General features: G+C 50.0%; 13 protein-coding genes. 9 read left to right on the plus strand and 4 right to left on the minus strand.

The window, feature by feature from the left end; translation table 11 throughout:
- Window positions 1-64 precede the first annotated feature (64 nt).
- Complete coding sequence (locus tag SE18_RS01965; RefSeq protein ID WP_054532742.1) at window positions 65-4,774, minus strand: non-ribosomal peptide synthetase; 4,710 nt, start codon at window positions 4,772-4,774, stop codon at window positions 65-67.
- Between the two features lie 16 nt (window positions 4,775-4,790).
- Window positions 4,791-10,625, minus strand: coding sequence for a type I polyketide synthase (locus tag SE18_RS01970; RefSeq protein WP_054532743.1), 5,835 nt, complete (start codon window positions 10,623-10,625; stop codon window positions 4,791-4,793).
- A 1,226-nt stretch (window positions 10,626-11,851) separates the two neighbouring features.
- Here SE18_RS01970 and SE18_RS01975 point away from each other — a divergent pair.
- From SE18_RS01975 to SE18_RS02000, 6 genes are all read left to right on the plus strand, one after another.
- Complete coding sequence (locus SE18_RS01975) at window positions 11,852-12,616, plus strand: rhomboid family intramembrane serine protease (RefSeq protein WP_054532744.1); 765 nt, start codon at window positions 11,852-11,854, stop codon at window positions 12,614-12,616.
- A gap of 267 nt (window positions 12,617-12,883) precedes the next feature.
- Window positions 12,884-13,846 (plus strand): ATP-binding cassette domain-containing protein, encoded by a 963-nt coding sequence (locus tag SE18_RS01980; RefSeq protein ID WP_201783461.1) that lies wholly within the window; start codon window positions 12,884-12,886, stop codon window positions 13,844-13,846.
- An 11-nt stretch (window positions 13,847-13,857) separates the two neighbouring features.
- On the plus strand, window positions 13,858-14,619 hold the full coding sequence (locus SE18_RS01985; protein ID WP_054532745.1) for an ABC transporter permease: 762 nt from the start codon (window positions 13,858-13,860) through the stop codon (window positions 14,617-14,619).
- Window positions 14,620-14,707: 88 nt separating this feature from the next.
- Window positions 14,708-16,051, plus strand: a complete 1,344-nt coding sequence (locus SE18_RS01990) for a glycosyltransferase (protein ID WP_054532746.1) — start codon at window positions 14,708-14,710, stop codon at window positions 16,049-16,051.
- A gap of 194 nt (window positions 16,052-16,245) precedes the next feature.
- A complete protein-coding gene (locus SE18_RS01995) occupies window positions 16,246-17,742 on the plus strand; it encodes a class I adenylate-forming enzyme family protein (protein WP_054532747.1) in 1,497 nt (498 codons plus the stop codon).
- 61 nt (window positions 17,743-17,803) lie between these two features.
- Window positions 17,804-19,462: an HAL/PAL/TAL family ammonia-lyase gene (locus SE18_RS02000; protein WP_054532748.1), complete on the plus strand. Its 1,659-nt coding sequence runs from the start codon at window positions 17,804-17,806 to the stop codon at window positions 19,460-19,462.
- Between the two features lie 113 nt (window positions 19,463-19,575).
- Here the strand turns inward: SE18_RS02000 and SE18_RS02005 are convergent, their stop codons facing one another.
- A complete protein-coding gene (locus SE18_RS02005; RefSeq protein ID WP_054532749.1) occupies window positions 19,576-19,947 on the minus strand; it encodes a VOC family protein in 372 nt (123 codons plus the stop codon).
- A 53-nt stretch (window positions 19,948-20,000) separates the two neighbouring features.
- On the minus strand, window positions 20,001-20,951 hold the full coding sequence (locus SE18_RS02010; RefSeq protein ID WP_054532750.1) for a helix-turn-helix transcriptional regulator: 951 nt from the start codon (window positions 20,949-20,951) through the stop codon (window positions 20,001-20,003).
- Window positions 20,952-21,331: 380 nt separating this feature from the next.
- Here SE18_RS02010 and SE18_RS02015 point away from each other — a divergent pair, with 380 nt between their 5' ends.
- From SE18_RS02015 to SE18_RS02025, 3 genes are all read left to right on the plus strand, one after another.
- Window positions 21,332-22,189, plus strand: a complete 858-nt coding sequence (locus tag SE18_RS02015; RefSeq protein ID WP_152976526.1) for a hypothetical protein — start codon at window positions 21,332-21,334, stop codon at window positions 22,187-22,189.
- 165 nt (window positions 22,190-22,354) lie between these two features.
- Window positions 22,355-23,728 carry an SH3 domain-containing protein gene (locus SE18_RS02020; protein WP_054532752.1) on the plus strand — a complete coding sequence of 458 codons (1,374 nt, stop codon included), beginning with the start codon at window positions 22,355-22,357 and terminating at the stop codon, window positions 23,726-23,728.
- 111 nt (window positions 23,729-23,839) lie between these two features.
- Window positions 23,840-24,862: a hypothetical protein gene (locus SE18_RS02025; protein ID WP_054532753.1), complete on the plus strand. Its 1,023-nt coding sequence runs from the start codon at window positions 23,840-23,842 to the stop codon at window positions 24,860-24,862.
- The last annotated feature ends 75 nt before the right edge of the window (window positions 24,863-24,937 follow it).

Here is a 24,937-nt window from a genome sequence, read left to right on the forward strand (position 1 = left end):
GATTTCACCCTTTGCAGCCTATCCAAGGGCTAGCATCAAATCCAGCCCTTGGAGATAGATCGATTTAGAACAAATCGTAGTCGTCGTCGTTCGCTTGGACCCAGCCGCCGAGCAAGCGTTCTTTTTCCGCCGTGCTCAACAATGAGACTTCGCTGATCTTCTGCTGTGGATTTGCGACCATATTTGCCAGCAATTGTAAAAATTGCTCAGTCATGCGCTTAATCGTCGCGGCTTTAAACAGGTCAGTGTTATATTCGAGCCAGGCATCGATGCTTGAGCCATGGTCATAGAGCACCAAACTCAATTCAAATTTGGCCGATTTAGTTTCGACGCTGCGCGGCACAATCTGCACTTCAGGCAAATCGAGGCTGGTGCGTGAAGCGTTTTGCAACACCAACATAGCTTGAAAAATCGGCGAACGATTGGTTTGACGTTCAGGCAAAATCTCGCTCACCAACAAATCGAACGGCAGATCTTGGTGGCTGTAGGCATTGAGCGCGGTTTCGCGAATGCGCTGGAGAACCGTTTGCAGGCTTGGCTCGTCGCTCAAATCGGTGCGAATTGCCAAGGTATTGGCAAAGAACCCAATAATGTTCTCAAGCTCTTGGCGATTACGATTGGCAACCGGCGTGCCAACCACAATATCGCTTTGGTTGGTATAGCGATTGAGCAGCACAACCCATGCGGTCATCAGCAGCATAAACATGGTTGCTTCGTTATCCCGCGCCAATTGATTGAGTTGGCGATAGAGTTCTGGCTCGATGCTCAGCGTTTCGTGAGCACCGTTGAAGGTTTGGATACTTGGCCGTGGATAATCCAGCGGCATTTCAAGCAACGGCAATTTGCCATGCAATTGTTGCTTCCAGAAATCTAGTTGGGCTTGTAGTACTTCGCCTTGCAACCAATAACGTTGCCAAGCAGCAAAATCGGGGTATTGCAAGGCTAATTCTGGCAATGGCGCGGCTTGATTGTTGGCAAATGCTTGGTAAAGTTGGGTCATTTCGCTAAATAAAATGCCCTGCGACCAATCATCAAAGGCAATATGATGAATGCTTAATGCCAACACATGCTGCTGTTCGGCGAGCTTAAGCAACCGCCCACGCATCAATTGGTCACGATCAAGCTGAAATGGTTGATTAACTTCTTGTTGCAAGCGTTGCTCAAGTGCTGTTGCTTGGGCTTCGCCTGCCAGCCCACTGAGATCGTCAATGGCGAGTTCTAAGGGTTGGGCTGGCTGAACTTGCTGAATTGTTTGGCCTTCGTGGCTCACAAAGCGGGTGCGCAAGCTATGATGACGCTCAACAAGTTCATTCAGCGTGCGTTCCAATGCCTCAAGGTTCAATCTGCCATTGATTTCGAGCACAACTGGCACCGTGTAGAAGCTGCTATTTGGGTCCATTTGGGCCAAGAACCAGATCCGTTGTTGGGCATAGGAGAGCGGCAAACGCGCCTGCGGATCAGCTTTGTGAATAGCGATAATGCTGCTTTGGGATGGAGTTTGGTTTGCTTGCTCGATAATGCTAGCCAAGCCTTTGATCGTTGGGCTGAGGAAGAAATCACGCAGATTCAGGCTGACATTAAAGACCTCACGAATGCGCGAAATCACTTGGGTTGCCAGCAACGAGTGGCCACCTAAATCGAAGAAATTATCCTGAATGCCAATTTGAGCAACGCCCAACAAACTTGTCCAAATCGCCAGCAGCGATTGCTCGGTCACACTAGTTGGGGTGGCGAGCGGCAGGCTGCGCTCGACAGGTTTGGCTTGCTGTTGGCTTGGCAACGCGCGATAATCAATTTTGCCATTGGCTGTCAGCGGAATTGCATCAAGCATAATAAATGAGCTTGGCACCATATACTCGGGCAGCCGTTGCTTGAGAAAGCTGCGCAGTTGGCTAAATCGTGGTGCTTGATTGGGCAACGTCACCAAGTAGGCGACCAAGCGCTGATCATCAGCAGCGATCGTATTGACCGTCACGATTGCATCGGTAATCGCCGGATGTGCCATCAGCATTGCTTGAATTTCGCCTAACTCAATGCGGAAGCCGCGAATTTTGACCTGATTATCGCGCCGCCCAAGGTATTCGATCTCGTTATTGGCCAAACGGCGCACCAAATCGCCAGTTTTATACAGCCGACCTGTGGCGGCAAACGGGTGTTGGATAAAGCGCTCGTTGGTGAGTTCTGGCCGATTCCAGTAGCCGCGCGCTAAGCCAGCCCCGCCAACATACAATTCGCCTGCAATCCCGAAAGGCACTGGCTGATAGTGGTCGTCAAGCACATACAAATCCAAGTCGGGAATAGGCGCGCCAATTGGGCTGGTTTGCGGGTTTTGCGCGTCGTGCAGCGTGAGCGGGCGGTAGGTCACATGGACGGTGGTTTCAGTGATGCCATACATATTGACCAATTGAGGTCGCACATCGCCATGGCGCTCAAACCACGGTTGCAATGCGCCAACATTCAGCGCTTCGCCACCAAAGATGACATAACGCAAATCTAGTCGTGAGGGTAACGCATGCTCTGCGTCGCTGATAATTAATTGGCGGAAGGCCGACGGCGTTTGGTTCAAAACTGTTACGCCCTCATCGCAGAGCAATTGATAGAACGCTGCTGGATTGCGGGTCGTCATAAATGGCACGACCACGAGCCGCCCACCATACAGCAACGCGCCCCAAATTTCCCATACCGAAAAATCAAAGGCGAATGAATGGAACAAACTCCAAACATCGTGTTGATTGAAGCCAAACCAGTGCTCTGTTGAACTGAATAAACGCGCAACATTGCGATGGGTAATCAGCGCGCCTTTGGGCGTGCCAGTCGAGCCAGAGGTATAAATCACATAGGCCAAGTTATCGAGTTGGGCGCTGGCTGGCAGGTTAGTTGTTGGCTGGGTGCTAAGCTCCGCATCAGCTGCGTCGAGCATAATTAATTGCAAGCCAGCTTGTGGCAGTTTGTTGCTCCAGCGCGTTTGGGTCATAACCAGCCCAACGTTGGCATCGGCCAAGAGCCAAACAATTCGCTCTTGCGGATACGATGGATCAATCGGCAGATAGGCGCCGCCAGCCTTGAGAATCGCCAAAATTCCAATGATCGTATCGAGCGATGGCTCAACACACAACCCAACCAAACTATCTGGCCCAACATTGAGCGTTTTGAGTTGATGGGCGAGTTGATTGGCGCGGCTGTTCAGCTCTGCATAGCTCAGTTGGCTTTGCTCAAAGCGCACTGCAATTGCCTGCGGATTGGCTTGGGCTTGTTGCTCAAACCGCTCGTGCAGGGGCAATAAGTTTGGTTGCAAGCTCGGCTTTGCTTGCGGCAGCAATTGCTGAAGCTCGGTTTTGCTCAACAATGGCAAGCGTGAAAGTTCCAGCTCAGGCGTAGTTAACGCTGCTTCAAGCAAGATTTGGTAATGTTGGGCCAAGCGTTCAATCGTTGCAGGCTCGAAAAGGTCGGTTTTATATTCAAAACTCAAGTTAATTTGCTGATCAAGTGAAATTGCCTCAAGGCTCAGGGCAAATTTGGCGGTTCCAGTTTCAATTGGCAATGGCTCAACTGCAAGTTCTGGGGTTTGGAAGGTATTAACTGTATCGCGCTGAAACACAAACAAGCTTTGGAAAATTGGCGTATGCGCCAGATTGCGCTCAGGTTGCAAGGCCTCGACGAGTTGCTCAAACGGCAGATCTTGATGATCTTGCGCTGCCAAATTGGCTGCCCGCACTTGATCCAAAAAGCTGCGAAAACTCATGTCGCCAGTGGCTTGGGTGCGAATAACTAAGGTATTGACGAAGTAGCCAATCAAGGCTTGCAAATCGTTGTAGTGACGATTGGCAATCGGCATGCCCACTAATAAATCGCTTTGGTTGGTATAGCGAAACAGCAGGGTTTTCCAAACCGCCAGCAAAATAATGTTGAGCGTATAGCCTTCGCTGCGGCTCCATGCTACCAAGCGTTGCACCAAATCAGGGCTGAGTTGCACCCGATAATGGGCGCCACGCGATGATTCGACTGCTGGATAAGGCCGATCAGTGGGCAATTTGAGAATTGGCAATTCGCCAGCAAGTTGGGTTTTCCAATAGTGAAGCTGTTGCTCCAACACGCTGCCTTGCAGCCAATTGCGCTGCCACACCGCATAATCGGCATATTGAATTGGCAGGGCTGGCAAGCTGCTTGGTTGACCAGCGTAGGCAGCATTCAACAAGCTATTCAATTCGGCGATCATCACGCCCGCAGACCAGCCATCAAAGACACTATGATGGACATTGATCAATTTAATATATTCGTTATCACGAATCTGCAGCACAAGAATCCGCAATAATGGCCCAGTTTGCAGGTCAAACGGTTGTTGGGTTTCGGCCTGAAGCTGGCTTTGCATTGCGGTTTCCAGCGCATCATCGCTCAGATCACGCAGATCAACCACGTTAAACCCGGGGTTCAGCTCGGCATGAATTTGTTGATACGGCACGTTATCGACGAGTTTAAACGTGGTGCGCAAGACTTCATGGCGCTGGGCAATCGTGTTAAAGCCTGTTTGAACTGCATCAATATCCAGCTTGCCAACATAGCGTACCCCATAGGTAATGTTATACAACGGGCTGGTTGGGTCCCACTGATAGAGCACCCATTGACGCTCTTGGGCAAACGATAAGGGCAACAGAGCGCTTGTTCGTGGTTGGGTAACCAAGGCTGGTGGCTGTTTCGCAGCTTGTTGCAGCCGACGAATCAAGAGCGCTTGTTTTTCTGGCGGTAATGCAGCGATTTTGGCAGCAAAATCAGTCATGTAAAATCTCCATACCTCAGCCAACCAGACGAGATTGAGCCTCATCAGTGGAAAGTTGTTCTAATTCAGCAAGTATTTGGGCGATTTGGTCGTGATCGCTTTGCTGGACTTGGTCAAGCAGCGCCTGAAGCGCATCATCGCGGCTTTCAGGCGAAGCAAACAGCTCCGATGATAGCTCTAGGGCTAGTTGTTGATTGATGTTTGCCCCAATTTCATCAATGCTGGGGCCTTGAATCAGGTAGGCAACCGACAAAGTAACGCCAAGTTGCTTGCTGATGCTGGTCTTGAGTTCAATTGCCATAATCGAATCGAGGCCAAGCGTGTGCAACGGCAGTTGACTCGCCAATTTTGCTGGCTCAAGTTGCATCACTTTGGCAATTAATTGTTTGAGTTGTTGGGTGATCAAGGCTTGGCGGTCGCTTGGCTCGGTTTGTTGAACCAAGCGGCGAAATTCATGCTCGTGGTTGGTTGGGCTTGCCGCTTGCTCAAGGCCAGTTTGGGGCATAAGCGCCGCAAAGAAGGGCAAGGCTGCCCCAACGGGATTGGTTTTGAGCCACGTCGCCCAATCGATCTCGGCGATGGTCGTCTGAATTGCCTGATCGCTGAGCAGTTGCTCCATAGCAATTAAGGCTTGGCTTGGCTCAAGCAACTGCACTCCATGGGCTTCGAACATTTGTGGATTGAGCCGTGCGGCCATCCCAACTCTGGCCCATGGCCCCCAATTAATGCTCAGTCCAGCGAGGCCTTGGCTACGGCGATAGGCTGCGAGACTATCCATAAAACTATTGGCCGCAGCATAGTGAGCCTGACCAACCGAGCCAAAACTGGCAGCTAGCGACGAACAGAAGATCATAAAATCAAGCGGCTCAGCGCTGAAGACCTCGTGCAACGCCCATGCGCCAGCAACCTTGGGCGCAAACACACTCGTTAGCGCGCTTGGTTCCATGCGATAGAGCATTTGATCATCAAGAACGCCTGCTGCATGGACAATTCCGCGAATTGCTAAGCCTGTTTCAGCCCGATAGTGCTGCACAAATTCAGCTAATGCTGCCTGATCAGCGACGTTAATCGCTGCATAGTGGACGTTGGCGCCAGCCTGCTCTAAATCGTGCAGCGCATTGAGCAGTTGCGAGCGTTGATCCGACAAGCCTTGCTGAGAAGCATTAGCTGGCTGCAATGGGCGGCGACCAAGAATCACCAAATTGCGCGCACCCTTTGCAAGCATCCAATGGGCGATTTCCAAGCCCAAACCACCGCTGCCACCAGTGATCAGATAGGCTGCATCGCTGGTTAAGCTGATTGTGCTTAATTTGGCTGGGGCTGGGCGTTTTTGCAAGCGGGCAACTAGCGCTTGTTGATTGCGCAGCGCTTGTTGATGCTCATTCGAGCGTTGAAGCAAGATGCCCGCTAGTTGTGAGGCTTCGTTAGCTTGTTGGTTTGGATCAAGGTCGACTAAGGTTGGGCTGAGTTCGGGGTGTTCCAAGGCGGCGCTGCGCACCATACCCCACAGTGGAGCTTGAGCCAGATTCACAACCTCATTGCTGATTGCTTGGCCACCGCGCGTAACACACCACAAACGAGGGTTGGCGCAATGTGGGTCGCTCATGGTTTGCAGCAAGCTTAACATTGCACTGCTTTGATGAATTGCAGCAGCTGCTGGCGCTTGATCGTTGTTTGCGGCGAGCGGCCATAAACAGACGATGTGTTGATATTTTGCCTGCAATTTGGTTGTGAGCCACGCGCGCAGATCGCTTGCATCGCTTAGTTGTTCAAGGCAATCGACCTGTTGACTATGGGCTGTGAGGTTGTTGCTCAATTGCTGGGCAAGCTGATCGTTAGCATTGGCCAATATCAGCCAGCGCTCTGCTGGTAACTCGGCAGTTTGAGCAGTGCTTGCTTGCCAATTATAATCATACAAGCCTTGTGGCGCTTTGGCAGTGGTGTGGGCGGCCACTTGAAAGAGCCTTAAGCCAGTAATTTCGACGACCACGCGGCCTTGAGCATCAGCAATAATCAAATCAGCTTCATACATCATGGTTTCATCGGCGGGCGCAGACCGCAAAACCGCGTGACACCAGGCCTCTGCTGGAATTCGATCCAGCACATTCAGTCGTTCAATCGCGATTGGCAGGTAGGTCTGATCGTTGGTGTGTTGATTGAGGATGACCGCGACTAATTGGAAGGTCGCATCGAGCAAAGCTGGATGGAGCTGATCATAGGTTTCGAGTTGCCCAATCACGCTGGCAAGTTGGAGCTTGGCCAAGGCTTCATGCTGGCCGCGCCAAATATTGGTTAATGATTGGAAAGCTGGCCCGTATGCCAATTGAACCTGCTGCATGCGTGCATAATGCTCGCTCACAGCAAGCGTTTCGGGGCAGCGCGCTTGCAATTCATCAAGCGCAATAGAGGTTGAATGGCTGGCAACCGCGTTGGTATCAAGCGCCGTCGCAGTGGCATGTAACTCCCATTGGCTCGCTTGATCGGCTGCTTGGCTCAAAATCTGGAAGCTGAAACTATGGTTGTCTTCAGCAGTACAAATCAGCTGAATTGTGCGCTGGCCTTGCTCAGGAATGATCAACGGTTGCTTGAAAACGAGGTTATTGAGCGTGACGGTTTGTTGGCCACGGCTGCGCAAGGCCGCAACAATCATCTCAACATACGCTGCGCCAGGCAACAAAACTTGTGCTTGCACCACATGATCAGCCAAATAAGCTGGGTAGTTGGTAGCTACACTGGTTTGCCAGAATTGTTGGTTATTCAAGGCTGAAGCGATTGAAATGCCAAGCAATGGGTGGTGGTTGCTTGGTGCTACCTGAACCTTGCCCGATAAAAGCGCTGGCACGAATCCACCACGGGCAGTCGCTTGACTGGTAGCTGCTGGCAACAGCTGATCAAACCAATAGCGCTCACGTTGCCAAGGATAGTGCGGCAAGGCGCTTCGCTGGCGTGAATTGGGATAGATTTGCTGCCAATCGGGCGCGTAGCCAGCAACATACAAGCGGCCAAGGGTCTCAAACAACACGCCCAATTCTGCTTGCTCGCGGCGTAATGAGCTAAATACCTGGGCTGGCTGCTTAACGTGTTGGATGCTACGCAGCATCGATTCGCCTAAAACTGGGTGTGGGCTGATTTCCAAAAATGTATCGTAGCCCTTGTCGAGCAAGCTTTTCATGGCGTTGGCAAACAAAAATGGTTCGCGCAGATTGCGGCCCCAATAGCCATCGCTGTAGAGCGTTTGCTCAACAAAATCGCCAGTTACAGTTGAAACCAAGGGAATCGTTGGGGCTTGGGGCTTAAGTTGGGCCAGCGCCGCATTCAATTGGGGCACGAGTGGCTCCATATGCGGGCTATGGAAGGCAATGTCGACCCCACGAACCAAGCGAGCAAAAACGTCGTTGTGTTGCAGCGAAGCAACTAATTGCTCCAAAATGGCTGGATCACCAGCCAAAATACACGAGGTTGGGCTATTGATCCCAGCAATTGCAACCTGTTGCTCACGGCCAGCCAAGAGCAAACGTGCTTGTTCAAAGGTCAGTTCAACTGCGGCAGTTTTGCCCTTGCCAGCAACCTGTTTCATCAAGCGGCTACGATGATAGACCACCTGCACCGCTTCATCGAGAGTCAGTACCCCACTGACATGGGCGGCGGCAATTTCGCCCAAACTATGGCCAACAATGGCCGCTGGCGTGATGCCCCAAGCGCGCCAAAGGGCCGCGAGGCTCACTTGCAAGGCAAAAATAAGCGGTTGCGCCCGATCAGTCTGGTTAATCTGCTCGCCGATGCGATCATCAAGCAGCGTTTCAAGCAACGACCAATCTGCATAATTGCTGAAACAGCGGTCGCAGGCTTCGAGCGTTTGGCGAAAGACTGGTTGCTGTTCAAGCAGCCCACGGCCCATGCCCAGCCAATGTGAGCCTTGGCCAGAAAATACCCACACTAATTTATGCGCTTGGCTCTGTGAGCGGTCTTGTGTGATCACGCCGCTGGCAGTTCGGCCTTCGGCAAAATCGTTGAGCTGCTCAATCAGTAAGTTTGGGCTGGTAGCGCTCGCCGCCAGCCGATAATCGAGCTGGCTACGGCCAACGCTGGCACTGTAGCAAATAGCGCTAACTTCACTCGCGCTGGTAGCGGCAATCTGGGCTGCATAACGGGCGGCAAGTTGGCGTAAGGCTGGCTCGCTTTGGGCTGATAACGGCAGGAGCAAGGGCCATGCTTCAGTGCTGTTTGCTACTGGTGCTTCAACAGCTGGAGCCGATTCGAGCACCACATGGGCGTTGGTGCCGCCAAACCCAAAGCCACTCACCCCAGCCAATAAAGGGCCGGCTGAGCTTGGCCATGGCCCCAATTCAGTCTGCACCTGTAAGCGCAGTTCGTCAAACGGAATCATCGGATTGGGGGTTTCAAAGTGTAAGCTTGCTGGCAAGATGCGATGCTTCATTGCCAGTGCCACCTTGATCACCCCAGCAATGCCTGCTGCCGATTCGGTGTGGCCAATATTGGTTTTGACCGAGCCAATCACACACGGTTGCTGTTCGGCGCGCCCAACTGCTAAGACCGAGCCAAGCGCTTGAGCTTCGATCACATCGCCGAGGCTTGTGCCCGTGCCATGGGCTTCGATATATTGCACGCTTGCCGGATTAACCCCAGCGCGGCGATAGGCCTCTTGCAGCACGACCTCTTGCGATTGGCGATTGGGAGCCATAATGCCGTTGGTGCGGCCATCGCTGTTCACCGCGCTGCCGCGAATGACTGCATAGACTGGGTTGCCATCGGCAAGGGCTTTGTGCAATGGCTTGAGAATAATAATCCCTGCGCCATCGCTGCGCACAATTCCATTGGCGCGAGCATCGAAGGTTTTACAACGGCCATCAGGCGATAACGCCCCAGCCTTGGAGAAAAACAAGTTGCCATCAGGCAGAAAACTGGCATTAACCCCGCCAGCAACTACCAAATCGGCTTCGCCAGCCTGTAACGCCTGACAAGCCATATGAATCGCCACCAACGAACCAGAGCATGCGGTATTGATACTAACGCTTGGGCCTTGCAAATTCAGCACATACGAGAGCCGATTGGCCAAAATGCTGTGCGACGTGCCTGGCCCTGTATAGGCATCGATGATCTCAGGATGGCTAAATATAATGCGGCCATAATCTTCGCTGACTGAGGCAATAAAAACCCCAGTGCGGCTGCCAGTAAGGGCTTGCGGCGATTGGCCAGCATCCTCGAACGCTTCCCAGGTACATTCGAGCAGCATCCGTTGTTGAGGATCAAGGTGGATGGCCTCGCGCGGTGAGATACCAAAAAAGGCTGGATCGAAATACTCAGGCTGATCAACAAAGCCACCCCAACGGGTATACATGGTGCCTGGAACGCTGCGATCGGGGTTATACACTGCCGCTAAATTCCAACGTTCAGCAGGAATTTCAGTAATTGCATCGCGCCCGTTGATTAGTAAATCCCAATAATCAGCCAAATTGTTGGCGCCTGGGAAGCGGCAACTCATGCCAATAATGGCGATTGCTTGCGCGCTTTGGCCTGAATCTGCTTGGTTTATAGGAGCCGCTTGTTCAGATCCAAGCAACGCTGGCACAAGCGTCTCGATGCTTGGATAATCCCAGAGCATTGTTGGTGAAAGTGAGCGTCCAAGCAATTCTTCAAGCTTGCTGATTAAATTAAGCGCTTGGAGCGAATCGATTTGATAGTGCGCAAATGGTAGGCGCACATCAATCTCAGCGGGAGTAACATTTAAATAGGTACAGAAATGATCAATCAACCAGGCGGTTAGAATTTCTCTGGTTGGCTCGATTGCTTCAGGCTTGATGTTATCAGTTCCAGCTGGTAGGTTGTTCATAGGATTCCTTTGTATGTCGTGTTGTACAGCAAGGTCTAATGCTACGGTGTGAGCATTTAGATACTGGAAGGTACATCATATCGAAATCGTTATAGGTATTGAACTGTTAACCGTCAACCATTAGCGCGTAACGATTGAATTTATCTATTTATCGAACATGAATTTTGATATCAATTAAATTTTGCTCATAAATAATTGAATATATTAAAATCATGAAATATCGTGAATATAAATTCATAATTATTAAATTGAGTATTTACATTGCTATAATTATGAAAATATTCAAAATATGAATGAAATTGCTTAAAATTGATAGAATATGGCACATTAAGTAGTAATGTTGGCTATAAATCTAATAGTGTAAAGCTATTCAGCTGGGTTCTATTGTACAAACTACCCAAATAAAATACCATCATAATTTAGGCAAGATTGCTAAATAGCATTCATCTATATACATTTACATTGTAAAAGGAAAACAGCAGGGTTTGATTTTATCCGTGAGCTTGTTATGAAGCAGCAAAATTGAACTATTTTATTTGTTAAATCGAGTTAACGTGCGGTTAAGACATTAACCAAAAATCGCGCTCGATCAATAATTTTAGTTCAAATGGCTTATAACGCGGCTATTATAGTTAAAGCATAAGAGCGTTGTCAAGGCGAATTAAATATATCTAGACATGCTTGCTATTTGTTAGTGATCGAAATATGCAGCCGATTCTTGGCTCTTGCATAATTTATTTTCTTAGGTTATTATCCCCGCTGTGTGCTAAGATTCGTTAATTTTATGCTTATTTTGTTGGCCTATAAGCGTCAACATCCATCAGCCCTAAGACTCATTAATTTTGGCGTTATTTGTGAGAATTAATTGCAAAACTGATCAAAAGCACATTCTCTAAGCGCTCTAAATTAATTAAGCGAACAGCGTATAGTTTAATTGATTGAAAATCAACTAATTAAGCGAACAGCGTATAGTTTAATTGACTCAAGTTCAATTAATTAAGCGAACAGCGTATAGTTTAATCATCCAGCGCACTATTTTAGGGCTATCAGCTGCCGAATACCATTGTTATCAGACCAAGCTGCGTCACAGAACACTAGTATTTTCTCAGCGTGGGTTGTGATACCAAACACATGCTGACCATGGCTAGGGGTCACTGGGCAAGCAAGTAGATTGATGGGGTTAGTTGGTTTAGCTAGCCAATCAATTGAGGAGTAACAACGACAGCATGACTATTTTTGATCGATTACGCAGCATCGGGCTGGGTTTGCAGGCCACCAAACAGATCACGACCTTAATTGACCATGCAACCCTCGAATCTAGTTCGCCAACGGCGAGCACCGATTCCGATTTACTGAGCGTTGGCACGTTGTTGGTTCCCGTAACCGATAGTTTGGCTAAAGTTGCGGTTTTATATGGCTTGAGTGGCCTGAGTGCTTTGCTCAACGCAGTTAAATCTGGCGATAATGCCGCCAATCCGCAGGCAGCTGTTGCTTGGGGTGCGTTCCAGAAATCGCAGGTTACTGGCGGCCAAGTTTGGCGAATTCTGACCTATAGCTTGGTTCACCCCAGTTTTGCCCAAGCCTTGCGCGAGAGTGCCACAATGGGGATTTTGGGCACGGCCACCACCCGCTTTCAATCATTCAGCTTAGCGTTTTCGGCAGTACGACTGGGCATTTTTGTGCCATTGCTGGTGACTGCGCCTCAAGCAGACAACGATGCAGTGCTGATCAACATGTCCGGCTCTTCCTACTGTCTGCTTGGGGTCTTTTTGGCCTCCCTCGCCACCGATCGCGATCGGCTGAGTATGCGCTCGCAAAACGATGTGCTGGCGGCAACTGGCTTGGGTGTGCTGAGCGCTCAAATGCTGGTGCGGCTTTTACGCTCAAGTGGTCAAACTCGAAATGCTGGTTTGGCATCGTTGGGCGCAGGCATTGTCAGCACGCTGATTATGCAGATCGTGCGGCGAATTAACGCCAATAAACCTGAATAATCGCGTTGGTTTGCAGCGCTCTTGCGTGCTCAAATGCTGGAATTCCGCCAGCGCATCCGACTGCGCCACTCATTGCAACATTCTAGCCTTGGCGCAATTGCAACTCTGATCCACATCGTTGGGCGAACCAGTTGGCTTGATTTTCCCGACGGTTCGCCGCCAATTCCTCGTCGTTGTTTGGTTGCTCAGGCAACGTATCCAGCATGCGGTCGAGGCTTCCAATCCTGAAACATGGCTATCCCACCTGAACCTCAACGGAGCAGCTTGATGATTATTCTTGAAACCAAGGAATTGGCCAAAAGTTTTCGCGTGCGAGGACGTTTAGTCGAAGCCGTCAAAGGCGTAACGATGAGTGTGCAAGCAGGCGAGATTTTTGGATTTCTCGGGCCGAATGGGGCTGGCAAAACCACAACCATGCGCATGCTAACTACACTGCTCAAGCCGAGTAGCGGCCAAGCAACCATTGCCGGCATTGATCTTTTCACCAATTCGCGTCAAGTGCGCGAAAAAATTGGCTATGTGAGCCAAGCTGGGGGCGCTGAAGGTGCATCGACTGCGCGAGAAAATTTGATCCTGCAAGGCCGTTTTTATGGCCTGAGCTTGCCCGATGCGGTTGCACGGGCCAAAGAGTTGCTTGCAGCGCTCGATCTTGAGCAAATTGCCGATCGCCCAAGCAGCAGTTACTCCGGTGGCCAACGCCGCCGCCTCGATTTGGCGCTGGGCATGGTGCATAAGCCAAAACTGTTATTGCTCGACGAACCAACCGCCGCACTTGACCCGCAAAGTCGGGCTTGGTTGTGGACGGAGGTGCGGCGGCTGAATGCTGAAGGCACAACTGTTTTTATGACCACCCATTATCTCGATGAAGCCGATGCGCTGTGTCAGCGTTTGGCAATTATCGATGATGGGCGAATTGTGGTTGAGGGTACGCCCGATGACCTCAAACGCCAAATTGTTGGCGATACGATTACGCTTGGCTTGCAATTTCAGCCAGAAACAGGCCAGCAGGTTCAAGCGCTGTTACAAGAACAGAGCTATATCCATTCGCTAGAATACGATGAGCAAGCAGTTCGCTTGGTTGTTGATCGGGGCGCAGAGGCACTGCCGAAGATTCTTCGGCTGATTGATGATGCCAATGTGCATGTGCAAACCGTCGAGCTTTCGCGCCCTTCGCTTGATGATGTGTTTCTGAAGCAAACTGGTCGTTCATTACGCGAGTCTGCCAACTAAGAGGATATTTAATGCAATCGCTTCGTGATACATGGTTGCTGTTTAATCATTATCTCACCATGACCATGCGCAACCCAGTGATGGTTATTGTCGGCCTTTTTCAGCCAATCGTGCAATTGCTGCTCTTTGCCCCGTTGCTAGAGCCAATCGCCAATACAGAGGGCTTTCCCGAGGGCGGCTCAATTGGCGTCTTTACGCCTGGTTTGCTGGTGATGTTGGGGATTACTGGCTCGTTGTTCGTGGTGTTTGGCTTTATTGCTGAGCTGCGCGCAGGTGTGCTGGAACGCATGCGGGTTACGCCGCTAAGCCGCTTGGCCTTGGTGCTTGGGCGTTTGCTGCGCGATGTGGTGATGTTGCTGCTCCAAGCTACGGTGCTGGTTGGCGTGGCATGGCTGATGGGTCTGCGCGCTGATCCAGCTGGGGTAGCACTTTCAATGCTGATTGTGGTGCTGCTTGGGTTGCTGGTTTCGTCGTGCTCCTATGCTGTTGCACTGATTTTGCAGGATGAAAATGCGGTGGCTTCGGTGCTCAACTTTTTGATCTTGCCGATTTTATTGCTCTCGGGCATTACCTTGCCGCTTACTTTAGCCCCAAACTGGATTCAAAATGTGGCTGGTGTTAATCCATTTGCCTACGCGGTTGATGCCTCACGGGCCTTATTCATTGGCCAGTTTAGCAATCCGGCGGTGTGGCAAGGCTATCTTGTGATGGGTGTCTTAGCGTTTTTGGGCGTTTTTTGGGCTGTGCGTTCTTTCCGCCAAGGGGTTGCTTAGCGCAGTAGCCGAAAACGCGAATAAGCGTAGCCAATCCAGCTCGACGGCTCTGTCAGATTGATTAATCGCTACCATGGAGCATGTTTGAATGGCGACAATTGTGATCAGTATGTTTCCCGAAGAAGGCCATCTTATTCCTAGTTTTAAGCTTGGCAAACGCTTAAAAGCCCAAGGCCATCGGGTGTATTATTTGGCACTGGCCGATTTTGAGGCCTATGTTCGCAGCCAAGGCTTTGACTATTTGGCCTTATTGCCAGAAGAATTTCCGCTCGGCTTTCGGCCCCAACAAATTGAACGGATTGCCACAACCAAGGGCAGAAGCTTCTTGAAAGAGGTTTCGCATACGCCATTTTATCGGGCCTTATGCCAAACCGTGCTTGAACCGCAAAATTCGATCAAAGCCAGTTTGCTTGAAGTTGGCGCTGATCTCTGTCTTATCGACGGCTTTATGGCTCCGCTGAGCTTGATGGTTCAGCATATGGGCCTTGCGGTGCTGAGTTTGAGCATTAATATCAATTTGCCTCAAGCAGCCAATTATCCGCCAGTTGTGACCAACATTATTCCCGATGCAACCCCAGCCTCGCCTTCGAAGGCCAGCATGGCCTGGAAATTTAGTGGCATTGCAGTCAAAATAACCAATCTCTTGGTGGGCTTTAATTTTCAAAAAGCGCTGACCAAGGTTGCAACCCATTTTGGCTTTCCAGCTGATCTGATTGTGCCTGCTGCTTTGTTTCCACGGCTACGGCCACAGCTGGAGATTCCAGAAATTGTGCTTTGTCCCCAAACGTTTGATTTTCCACGGCCAAGCCTTGAGCAAGGTATTTTCTACTGCGAAGCATCGATCGATCTTGATCGCCAAGAAGCAGCCTTTGATTGGTCGCAGATTGACCCAAGCAAGCCGCTGATTTTCTGCACCTTAGGCAGCCAAAGCCATATCTACAAGTCTAGTCGGCGCTTTTTTCAAACCGTCATCGATACATTGCGCGAGCATCCTGAGTGGCAGTTGGTTATGGCGCTTGGTTCAAAATTTCAAGCCCAAGAATTTCAGAACGTGCCAGCCAATGTTCAGCTACTGCAATGGGCTTCTGTGGAGCAAATTTTGCCGCGCGCCAGCGTGATGATTACCCACGGCGGGGTTGGCACAGTCAAGGAATGCTTGTATTTCAACTTGCCGATGCTGGTTTTTCCTGGCAACCGCGATCAACCGGGCTATGCTGCGCGGGTTGTCTACCATGGGCTGGGCTTGATGGGCACGATGGCGAAAGTGTCGGCCGAAAGCCTCGCCACAATGCTCAGCGATGTCATTCAAAACCCCAGTTTCAAGCAACGGGTCACTGAAATGGGCACGGAATTTCGGGCGCTCGAAGCTGCGATGCCTGCGCTTGAACTGATTCAAAGCAAATTACCCAATAGCCGCACGGTTGCCTCGTAACCAGTGCCAGCAGCACGGTTGGATTCCCCAGCCGTCGCAAGATATTCACTGTCATTTGAGTTCAGCGTTAGCGAGGTTCTGATCGGCTGTGGCATGCTGCCAGCACAATCAAGAGCCTCCTATGCTGTGCCTTGCACCTCGATTTGAAGGTTGGCTCCGCCCAACCATTACGCTATAAGGGAAGCATCCAGCAGATGAATATTGCCCAACATCTTGAAAAAGCCCAACGCCAAACTCCCAATCAAATCGCCCTGATCTTTGAACAACGCCATTATAGCTACCAAGAACTTGACCAGTTGGCCAACCAAGTTGCCAATGGCTTGAGCGAGCTTGGAGTTCTGGTTGGCGACCGAGTAGGGTTATTCTTGCCCAATATTCCCGAGTTTATGTTTGGCTACCTTGGGATTATTAAACTTGGGGCGATTGCCGTTTCGCTGAATGTGCAACTCCAGAGCGCAGAGATTCAATTTATTGTTAACGATAGCCAAGCCACAGCGCTTATTACAACCCCTGAATTAGCCAAGCTGATTCCAACCGACGAATGCCCAAGCCTCAAGCATGTGTTGCTTACTGGTAATAATGATTTGGCTAATAGTCTCGCTGAAATGATGCAACAATCCTCAAATCAATATCAAGCCCGTACCATGCAAGCCCATGATCCAGCAGCAATTGTGTATTCATCAGGAACGACAGGATTTCCTAAAGGCGTAACGCTTTCGCATCATAATATTATTTCGAATATGCAGGCAAAAAATCGCTATTGTGATATGCGATCCAGCGATCGATTATTATTATGTGTGCCGCTGTTTCACTGTTTTGGCCAAAATGCAATTTTTAATAGTGCGCTGAATGCTGGCGCAACGATTGTATTGCACCGTAGTTTCAACCTTGATCTGGTTATTCGTTCAATTCAAGCAGATCAGGTGACGATGTTTTTTGGCGTCCCAACTATTTACCTGCTCTTGCTGAATAAAACCGAGCCTGAGCAATTGCAACCAGTGCGTTATTTCTTCTCTGGCGCAGCCATTTTGCCAGTCGAGATTGCTCAGCGTTGGCAGGCAAAATATAAGCTGCCAATTTATGAAGGCTATGGCTTAACCGAAACCTCGCCATTTGCTGCCTACAATCATAGTTCGCGCTATCAATTAGGCTCGGTTGGCACGCCAATTGAGCATGTTGAGATAAAAATCGTCGATCTTGAAACAGATGTTGAAGTGCTGCCCGAGCAGGTTGGCGAAATTATTATCCGTGGCCCAAACGTTATGCTCGGCTATTGGAATAATCCAGCTGCAACCGAGCAAGCGATTCGCAATGGCTGGTTTCATACTGGCGATCTTGGCAAAAAAGACCAGCATGGCTATCTCTTTATCGTTGATCGCTTGAAAGATATGATCAATGTTGCTGGGCTAAAAGTTTATCCCGCTGAAGTTGAAAATGTCATTTTCCAACTCCCAGAAATTGCGGAAGTTGCGGTGTATGGGGTCGCTGATGCGATCACTGGCGAACGGGTCGAGGCCCAAGTGGTGTTCAAACCACAGCAACAACGCACGATTCAAGAGATTATCGCCTTTTGTCGCAAACAGATGGCGAGTTTCAAAGTGCCAACCGCAATCAAGGTTGTTGATTCGATTCCTAAAAACCCGACCGGCAAAGTGTTAAAGCGGCTCTTACGCAACGAGGCAGGAGCCTAACTTCGAAAGGCTTAGGACAATGTTAGAGCGACTATCAACCAATTCATCGTCGGAGAACCCTATGCGCAATCAAGTAACCCTAACAGGAGCAGGCCTAACCATTGAAGATGTTGTTCGGGTAGCTCGCCATCATGCCTCAGTTGGGCTTAGCGATCATCCTGATATTGTCAACCGAATTGCTGCCTCGTGTGCCTATATTAACGATGCGGTCAAAGCAAGCAAGCCAGTCTATGGCGTGACAACTGGCTTTGGTGGCATGGCCGATGTGGTTATTTCGCCAGAAGAAGCCGCCGATTTGCAGAATAATGCCATTTGGTATCACAAAACTGGCGCTGGTAAATTATTGCCCTTGGCCGATGTACGGGCTGCAATGTTGCTGCGGGCCAATTCGCATATGCGCGGGGTTTCGGGCATTCGGTTGGAAATTATTCAACGCATGATGATCTTTTTAAATGCCAATGTTACGCCGCATGTGCGCGAATTTGGCTCGATTGGGGCGAGTGGCGATCTGGTGCCATTGATAAGCATTACTGGGGCTTTGCTGGGTACTGATGCAGCATTTCGGGTTGATTTTGATGGCGAGGAGATGGATTGTATCTCGGCCTTGGAACGCCTAAATTTGCCGCGCATGCAATTGTTGCCCAAAGAAGGCTTGGCAATGATGAATGGCACCTCGGTGATGACTGGGATTGCATCCAATGTGTTGCATGATGCGCGTAACTTGTTGGGTTTGGCCTTAAATATTCATGGCCTGATGATTCAAGGCTTGCAAGGCACCAATCAATCGTTCCACCCATTTATTCATGCCCACAAAGCGCATACTGGCCAAGTTTGGGCCGCCAACCATATGTTGCAAATTCTCGATGGCTCGGTGTTATCGCGCGATGAGCTTGATGGACGGCACGAATATCGCGAGGGCGATTTGATTCAAGATCGCTATTCGTTGCGCTGTTTGCCACAATTTTTGGGGCCAATTATCGATGGTATGGCCTATATTACCCATCATCTGCGAGTTGAAATTAACTCGGCCAACGATAATCCTTTAATTAACACCGAAGATCAGGCCAGCTATCACGGCGGCAATTTCCTCGGCCAGTATATTGGCGTTGGCATGGATCAATTGCGCTATTACATGGGGCTGATGGCCAAACACCTTGATGTGCAAATTGCCTTGTTGGTTTCGCCACAATTCAATAATGGCTTGCCAGCCTCGTTGGTTGGCAATTCCAGCCGCAAAGTCAATATGGGCCTCAAGGGTTTGCAAATTTCGGGCAACTCGATTATGCCTGTGCTGGGCTTTTTGGGCAACTCGTTGGCTGATCGCTTTCCAACTCACGCTGAGCAATTTAATCAAAATATCAATAGTCAAGGCTTTGGCTCGGCCAATTTGGCGCGCCAAACAATTGAAACTTTGCAACAATATATTGCCATTGCCTTGATCTTTGGGGTCCAAGCTGTTGATTTACGCACCTATAAAATTGCTGGCCACTATAACGCGCTTGAAACGCTTTCGCCCATGACGGCCAAACTCTACACTGCCATGCGCGAAGTGGTTGGCCGACCTGCATCGCATGAACGCCCCTACATTTGGAACGACGATGAACAAGCGCTCGACCAACATATTAGTGCCATTGTTAGCGATATTATCAATGATGGGATTATTCCGCAGGCGATTCAACAGACCCTTGATAGTTTGCGTTCGATTATTTTATTTGCCTAGAATCTGATGGGCGTTGCTTACCGCTCGTTCGCTGGCGAGAGGTTTTGGCTTGGAGCATGCGACAATTTGCAGGCGCGATGAGTTAATCATCGCGCCTGCGTGGCGTAGCTATTTTAGTTGGCAGCTGGTTGGTGCAAGCCAATCCGATTGCCTTCGGTATCGATAAAAATTGCCATCCAGCCTTGCGGGCCGATTGGAGTTTTATCGAGCACAACCGTGCCGCCTGCTGGGGCAATCCGCGCGACGATTTGCTCAAGTTCTTGGCCAGCGTTGAGGTAAATCAGGGTGCCACCACTGGCGGGTGTTGCATCGTGCGGCGCGACAATGGCTCCACCCACGCCGCGCTGATCGGTAGCAAAAAAGCCATGCGGAATGCCCATAAACTCATCTTCGCGAATATCTTGCACGAGGATCGTGCTGTAAAAGCCAACGGCGCGTGAAAAATCGGTGGCTGGAATCTCAAACCAAGTAATTGCGTTGTGCATATGTCCTCCTGAAAATCGATATGCGCTGAGCATAACCCGGCTGAGTGACAACCCTATGTCAGTAGCATTTTGGTATTTTGGTAATTTTCCACCATTCGTTCAACTTCGGCGGCAAGCAGTTGGCGCAGCGAATCTGGCTCTAAGACCTTTACATGGGCGCCCCAACTGAGCAGCCATTGGCTAACATCGTGTTCGTTGCGGGCAAGCAGGGTCACCAGCAATCCAGCGTCACATGGCTCGTGAGCCACCGCATAGAACGACGGCTCTTCGCGCACCCAGGCTGCACTTTCATGGTCAAACAACACCCTGATGCGTAAGCTTCGATCATTGCGTTGATCCTCGTCGAGGCTGAAGTTGCTGGGGCGTTCAAAGCTGCTGCTCAAAATCCGTAGCTCGGCTATGCGCTCAATCCGAAAGGCTCGAATAGCTTGACGTAACATACAAAACCCAATAATGTACCAACTTTTGCCCGTATGAATTAAGCCATACGGATTAACTTCGCGCTCAAGTGCAGCAGCTCCATGGCGGGCTTGATAGATCATGCGGATTTGTTGTTTGGCTACAATTGCGCGCCGGAGTTGCGGCAAGAGGCTGGTTTCGTGCTGGTTGGCCGCGCCACTTGGCACAAAGCGAATTGTGGCGCGGAGCGATTTAACCTCGGCGCCTTGTTGCTCTGGCAGTGCGCCAGCGATTTTACGTGCTGCTGCATGGGCCGCTTGGCGATACTCAGCATCAAAGCTTGCTGCCATCAGGTCGGCACCCAAGAGCAACATCATGGCCTCATCGGGGCTAAAGCGCAGGGGTGGCAAAAAATAGCCTTCAATCAGCGAATAGCCTTGGCCTGCTGCGGCCACCACTGGTACGCCAGCTTCGCAGAGCGCTTGAATATCACGGTAGATAGTGCGCTTACTTATCTCGAAGGTTTTGGCTAAATCCTCGGCGCGCCGTCGCCCATGCGCCTGCAACTCCAGCACAATCGCGAGCAAACGGTCGGTTCGGTTCATGGCAATGCTCCAACGATCAATTCTACAGGTCAATTCATTCTACGCGAGGAATTCAGCACTGTCATCTTGAGTTTATATTGATACAAATATGTCTGTTTCGCAGAATTTCCCTGTTACTGTTAAACTAAACCAACAAAAACCAAACCTAAGCTCGGTGTATACTAACACCACAGATGTTGAATTGATCGGGAGGTAGGGCAATGGCTGGTGTTAATGATTACGAGCTTCTTACGCGATATGTCTATGCTGAGTTAACAACACGATTTGCTGAAGCCGATCCCGCTGTGAGCGTCTCGATCCAAGGCAAGGGTGTGCACTGGTCATGTACTATCCAAATTGCAAAGCGCGTATGCACGATTAGCGTTTATCCAAGGGATGTAATGCCCTATTGGATCGGATTCCAGAACGCCAACATGCTTGTTGCCGAAGGTTGGACAGCGCACGATAATACTATGTATCGCCCAATTGCTGCATGGTTGCATGGCGCTGATCGCGCTGAATTATATACCCATGGCGAATTTATTGATCGGGAGATTCGTGCCCTCGGTGATCTTGAAGCTAAGCTTATTGAGCATGATCACGCCCTAAGCGCAATCCTCACACATGATCTCCAACCCTTCAGTAAGCGAGCGTATGATTTGGTCGCACAAAATCCCACGCGGAGTTGTCGCATCAAATTTTATGGCCACAATCAACAGCCAGACGCACATTTTCTCTGGGATGACTGCCCACTCTTTCAATTTCCGGTGACCCAGAGTGCTGATCTTGCTGTAATGCTCCGGCGCTGGCTGATCGATTTGGCGGCACCGAGCGCCCTAGAACAGGAATTTCCGTGGCTTTCAGTCGGCAAACTTGCGCGCTACTATGAAGTTGGGCAAGGGATTGAGGGCGAGTTTATCGTAAGCTGGGATCGCATGGCTGTGTTTTACACCAACTTCGATTGGCCGATGGCCCCGATTGGGCATTGCTTTGTCGGAATATTGCGAGATGCAGGCTATGATCGGCTTTTTCGGGCAGGCCAATCCTTAGTCACCTTGATCCTATCGCGATCACGGCGGCACAATTTACGAATGGAGCAGGCAAGTATAAGTTTTTTCTTTCATGCAGATGCGACGATGAATGTGACGCTCAATACGATTGGTGGCCGTAAGGAGCATGTGTTCTACCGTCTACCAGTTGCCCTAACCCCAACCCTCAGGCAGATGCTCGACCACTTTGCCCGCCAAGCGATCGATTGATAAACCACGTGAGGATGGTACATCCCCAACAGTACGTTGCTGTTGGGGTGAATTATATGCCTGTACAATAGTGAGAAGGCTAGACACTCAAGGGACAAAAGTATGCTTGAAATACCAATATCTCAACCTATAGTTGTGATATAGCTTGTTTCTTGGAGGTGGCTGATGAATCCGACACCCTATATGGGCATGTATCAAGGCAAACATTATAGTCAGTATAGTGATACGATTCGTGGATTGTTGCAGACCAAAGACTTTCATTTAGCTGAAAAAATGCTGCTCGATCTTATCCCAATTATTGAAGCAAGTTCATTGCAATCACGAAAAGCTGATGTCTGGATGTATTATCAGCTGCTAGCCGAAATTTATTATTTGATTCAGGAATTTGGGAATGAATACGCAGTGATTGAGCGCTATCTCCAGTTGATGGTTGCGCTTGGTGGGATTGCCCATCCACAGGCACTCCAGCGACGTTCGCAATTACAGGAATCCGTTGCGTCACCATTGTTGGCGACGAATACGGTGACGCATAAGCTGCCGCCATTTGGTCAAGCACCAACACATGGGCTAGGCTATCCGCTCCAGCAAGCAGCAACCGTCGTTCCAGTCAGTTATTATCCAGTTCAGATGAAACCAACCGTTATTTATCAGCAAGCACCAGCCATAAGACCAGCTAAAAAATCAATCTCATGCCTCTCGTTGATTCTGAGTGTTGTTCTCGTTTTTGCCTGTATTGGGTTTGGCTTATCGCTCTCAGGGCAATCGTCTAGTCGATCGGCTTCATCAAACTATTCTGTTGCTTCATATAAACCAACCACCAGACCAGGGTCACGGAGCGCGCCAACTGTCACTCCCAAACCGAAACCAAGCCCAACCGCAGTGCCATTGGTCGGGACAATGACGAAAACTGGGAATTTTCGTAATGCTCCAACGACCGATGCTGACATTATCGAAACCCTCGCAGCAAATACACCTTTAACCCTGCTAAGCCAACTCACCGTGGCTGATAGTCAGTGGTATCGGGTTAAAACCGAGCAGCATGAAGGTTGGGTCAGTGGCTCATTACTGACCATTGAGCCTGCAATTAGTGCCATGGTGCCGCAAGAAACCCATGCAACATGGCAATTTCTCATTGCCCCACCACAAGGTACATGGTGTGCTGATAGTGATGAGGTTCGGGTTTGTGGCTATGATTTCCGCTATGTTTCGCAAATTGGCTATAGCTATGCACCCAAAGGTTATCGCTATATTGCGTTTGGGATAATGGTTGCTAACACAACCGACCGTGATGTAATGGTAAATCCCTTAGATGTGTCGATGGTGATGAAAGGCAATCGCACCTATGCCTATGCAAGTGAAACATTTAGTTATTGGTCAAGCCCACTAGAGGCAGTAACGGTTGCCCCAAACGATCATGTAACTGGTGGCATTGTGTTTCTTGTGCCCAACGATGTGCCAGTTGAACGGATTATTTATCGCGGCCTATTGCTTGATACAGTTACGCTTGATTTGCGCGAAGAACCTTTTAGCAAGGAATAAACTTCACTACGTTAGCTCCGAGTTTCGCCATGTAGGCGCAGGTTGTTATCCCAAATTTGCACTTTTAACGTATACTGTTGCGCGTGCAAGTGTTCACATGGGAGGCGACCAGTGCCAAGTAAAATTGACCCCAATGATTGGGATGCGAACTTTTCGGCTAAGGGGCCGCGTCAACAAGGCCCACTCGGTGTTTTGCTGCAAACCTTATTAGTGCTTGGAATTGCTGGTGGCTTAGGCTATGGGGTTTGGCTGCTGAATCAGAGCCTTGATGAGCAAAATGCTGCCAATAATGCAACGGCTACAGCGGTTGCGCCCACAATGTTTGCCCGTGCAACCCAACGGGCGCTCCAAGCGACCCAAGCGGCGATTCCAACCGCAACCCCCAATTTGCCGCTTGGGCGCTCGTTGGCAACAACGCCTTTACGCTTTGAGCCAGATGAACGCTCAGGCTCGAAAGGCAATATCAACCCCAACGATAGCCTGCAATATATCGAATCGCGCGAGGTTAATGGCGTCGTTTGGTGGAACGTTCGGCTTGCTGAGCGCGCCAACACCGATTTACCCGCCGCCGATCTTGGCACTAACGGCTGGGTTGTGGCCACAAGCGTGACTGAGCCAAGCGCACCACCACCAGTTGTTGCTGATGCAACGGCTGTGCCTGCTGGCCCAATTGATTTGCCAACCGCACCCATTGACCCAAGTAGTGTGATTTTGACCCGCAATAGCAACACCAATATGAGCGTGTCGCATCCACAGGCTTGGACTGAATATGTGATTGGTGACGACCTAGCGGTCTTTTTCTCGACCGCAACCGATGGTGAGCAAGGGATCTTGGCGCGCAAGGTTATTGGCAAAAGCGAAGATGCTGCTGGGATTCAAGCGGCAATCGAGGAAACGATTAATCTCTTGGCTGCACCCAATACCCAACGCGAATATGTTATCAATGCTTCTGAGGGAACTGTGAAATTTGTGCGAGTTGTGCGGAGCCAAGAGGCAAAAATTCAGGCTTTTGTGACGGTTAAACCAGGCCCTGGTGGTAGTTTGGGGGTGATTGTTAGCTTCGTGCCAGAATCTGGCTATGCAGCAAATGAAGCTATTTTGCAGCAAATGGCTCGCAATGCAATTGTGCAATAACGATGTGCAGCAGGTGGCTTGCAGCTAGCAACACCTGCTTTTTGCTAGTGGCATATGCTATGCTATGCGACTGAA

The sequence above is a fragment of the Herpetosiphon geysericola genome, from assembly GCF_001306135.1.
Classification (GTDB): domain Bacteria; phylum Chloroflexota; class Chloroflexia; order Chloroflexales; family Herpetosiphonaceae; genus Herpetosiphon; species Herpetosiphon geysericola.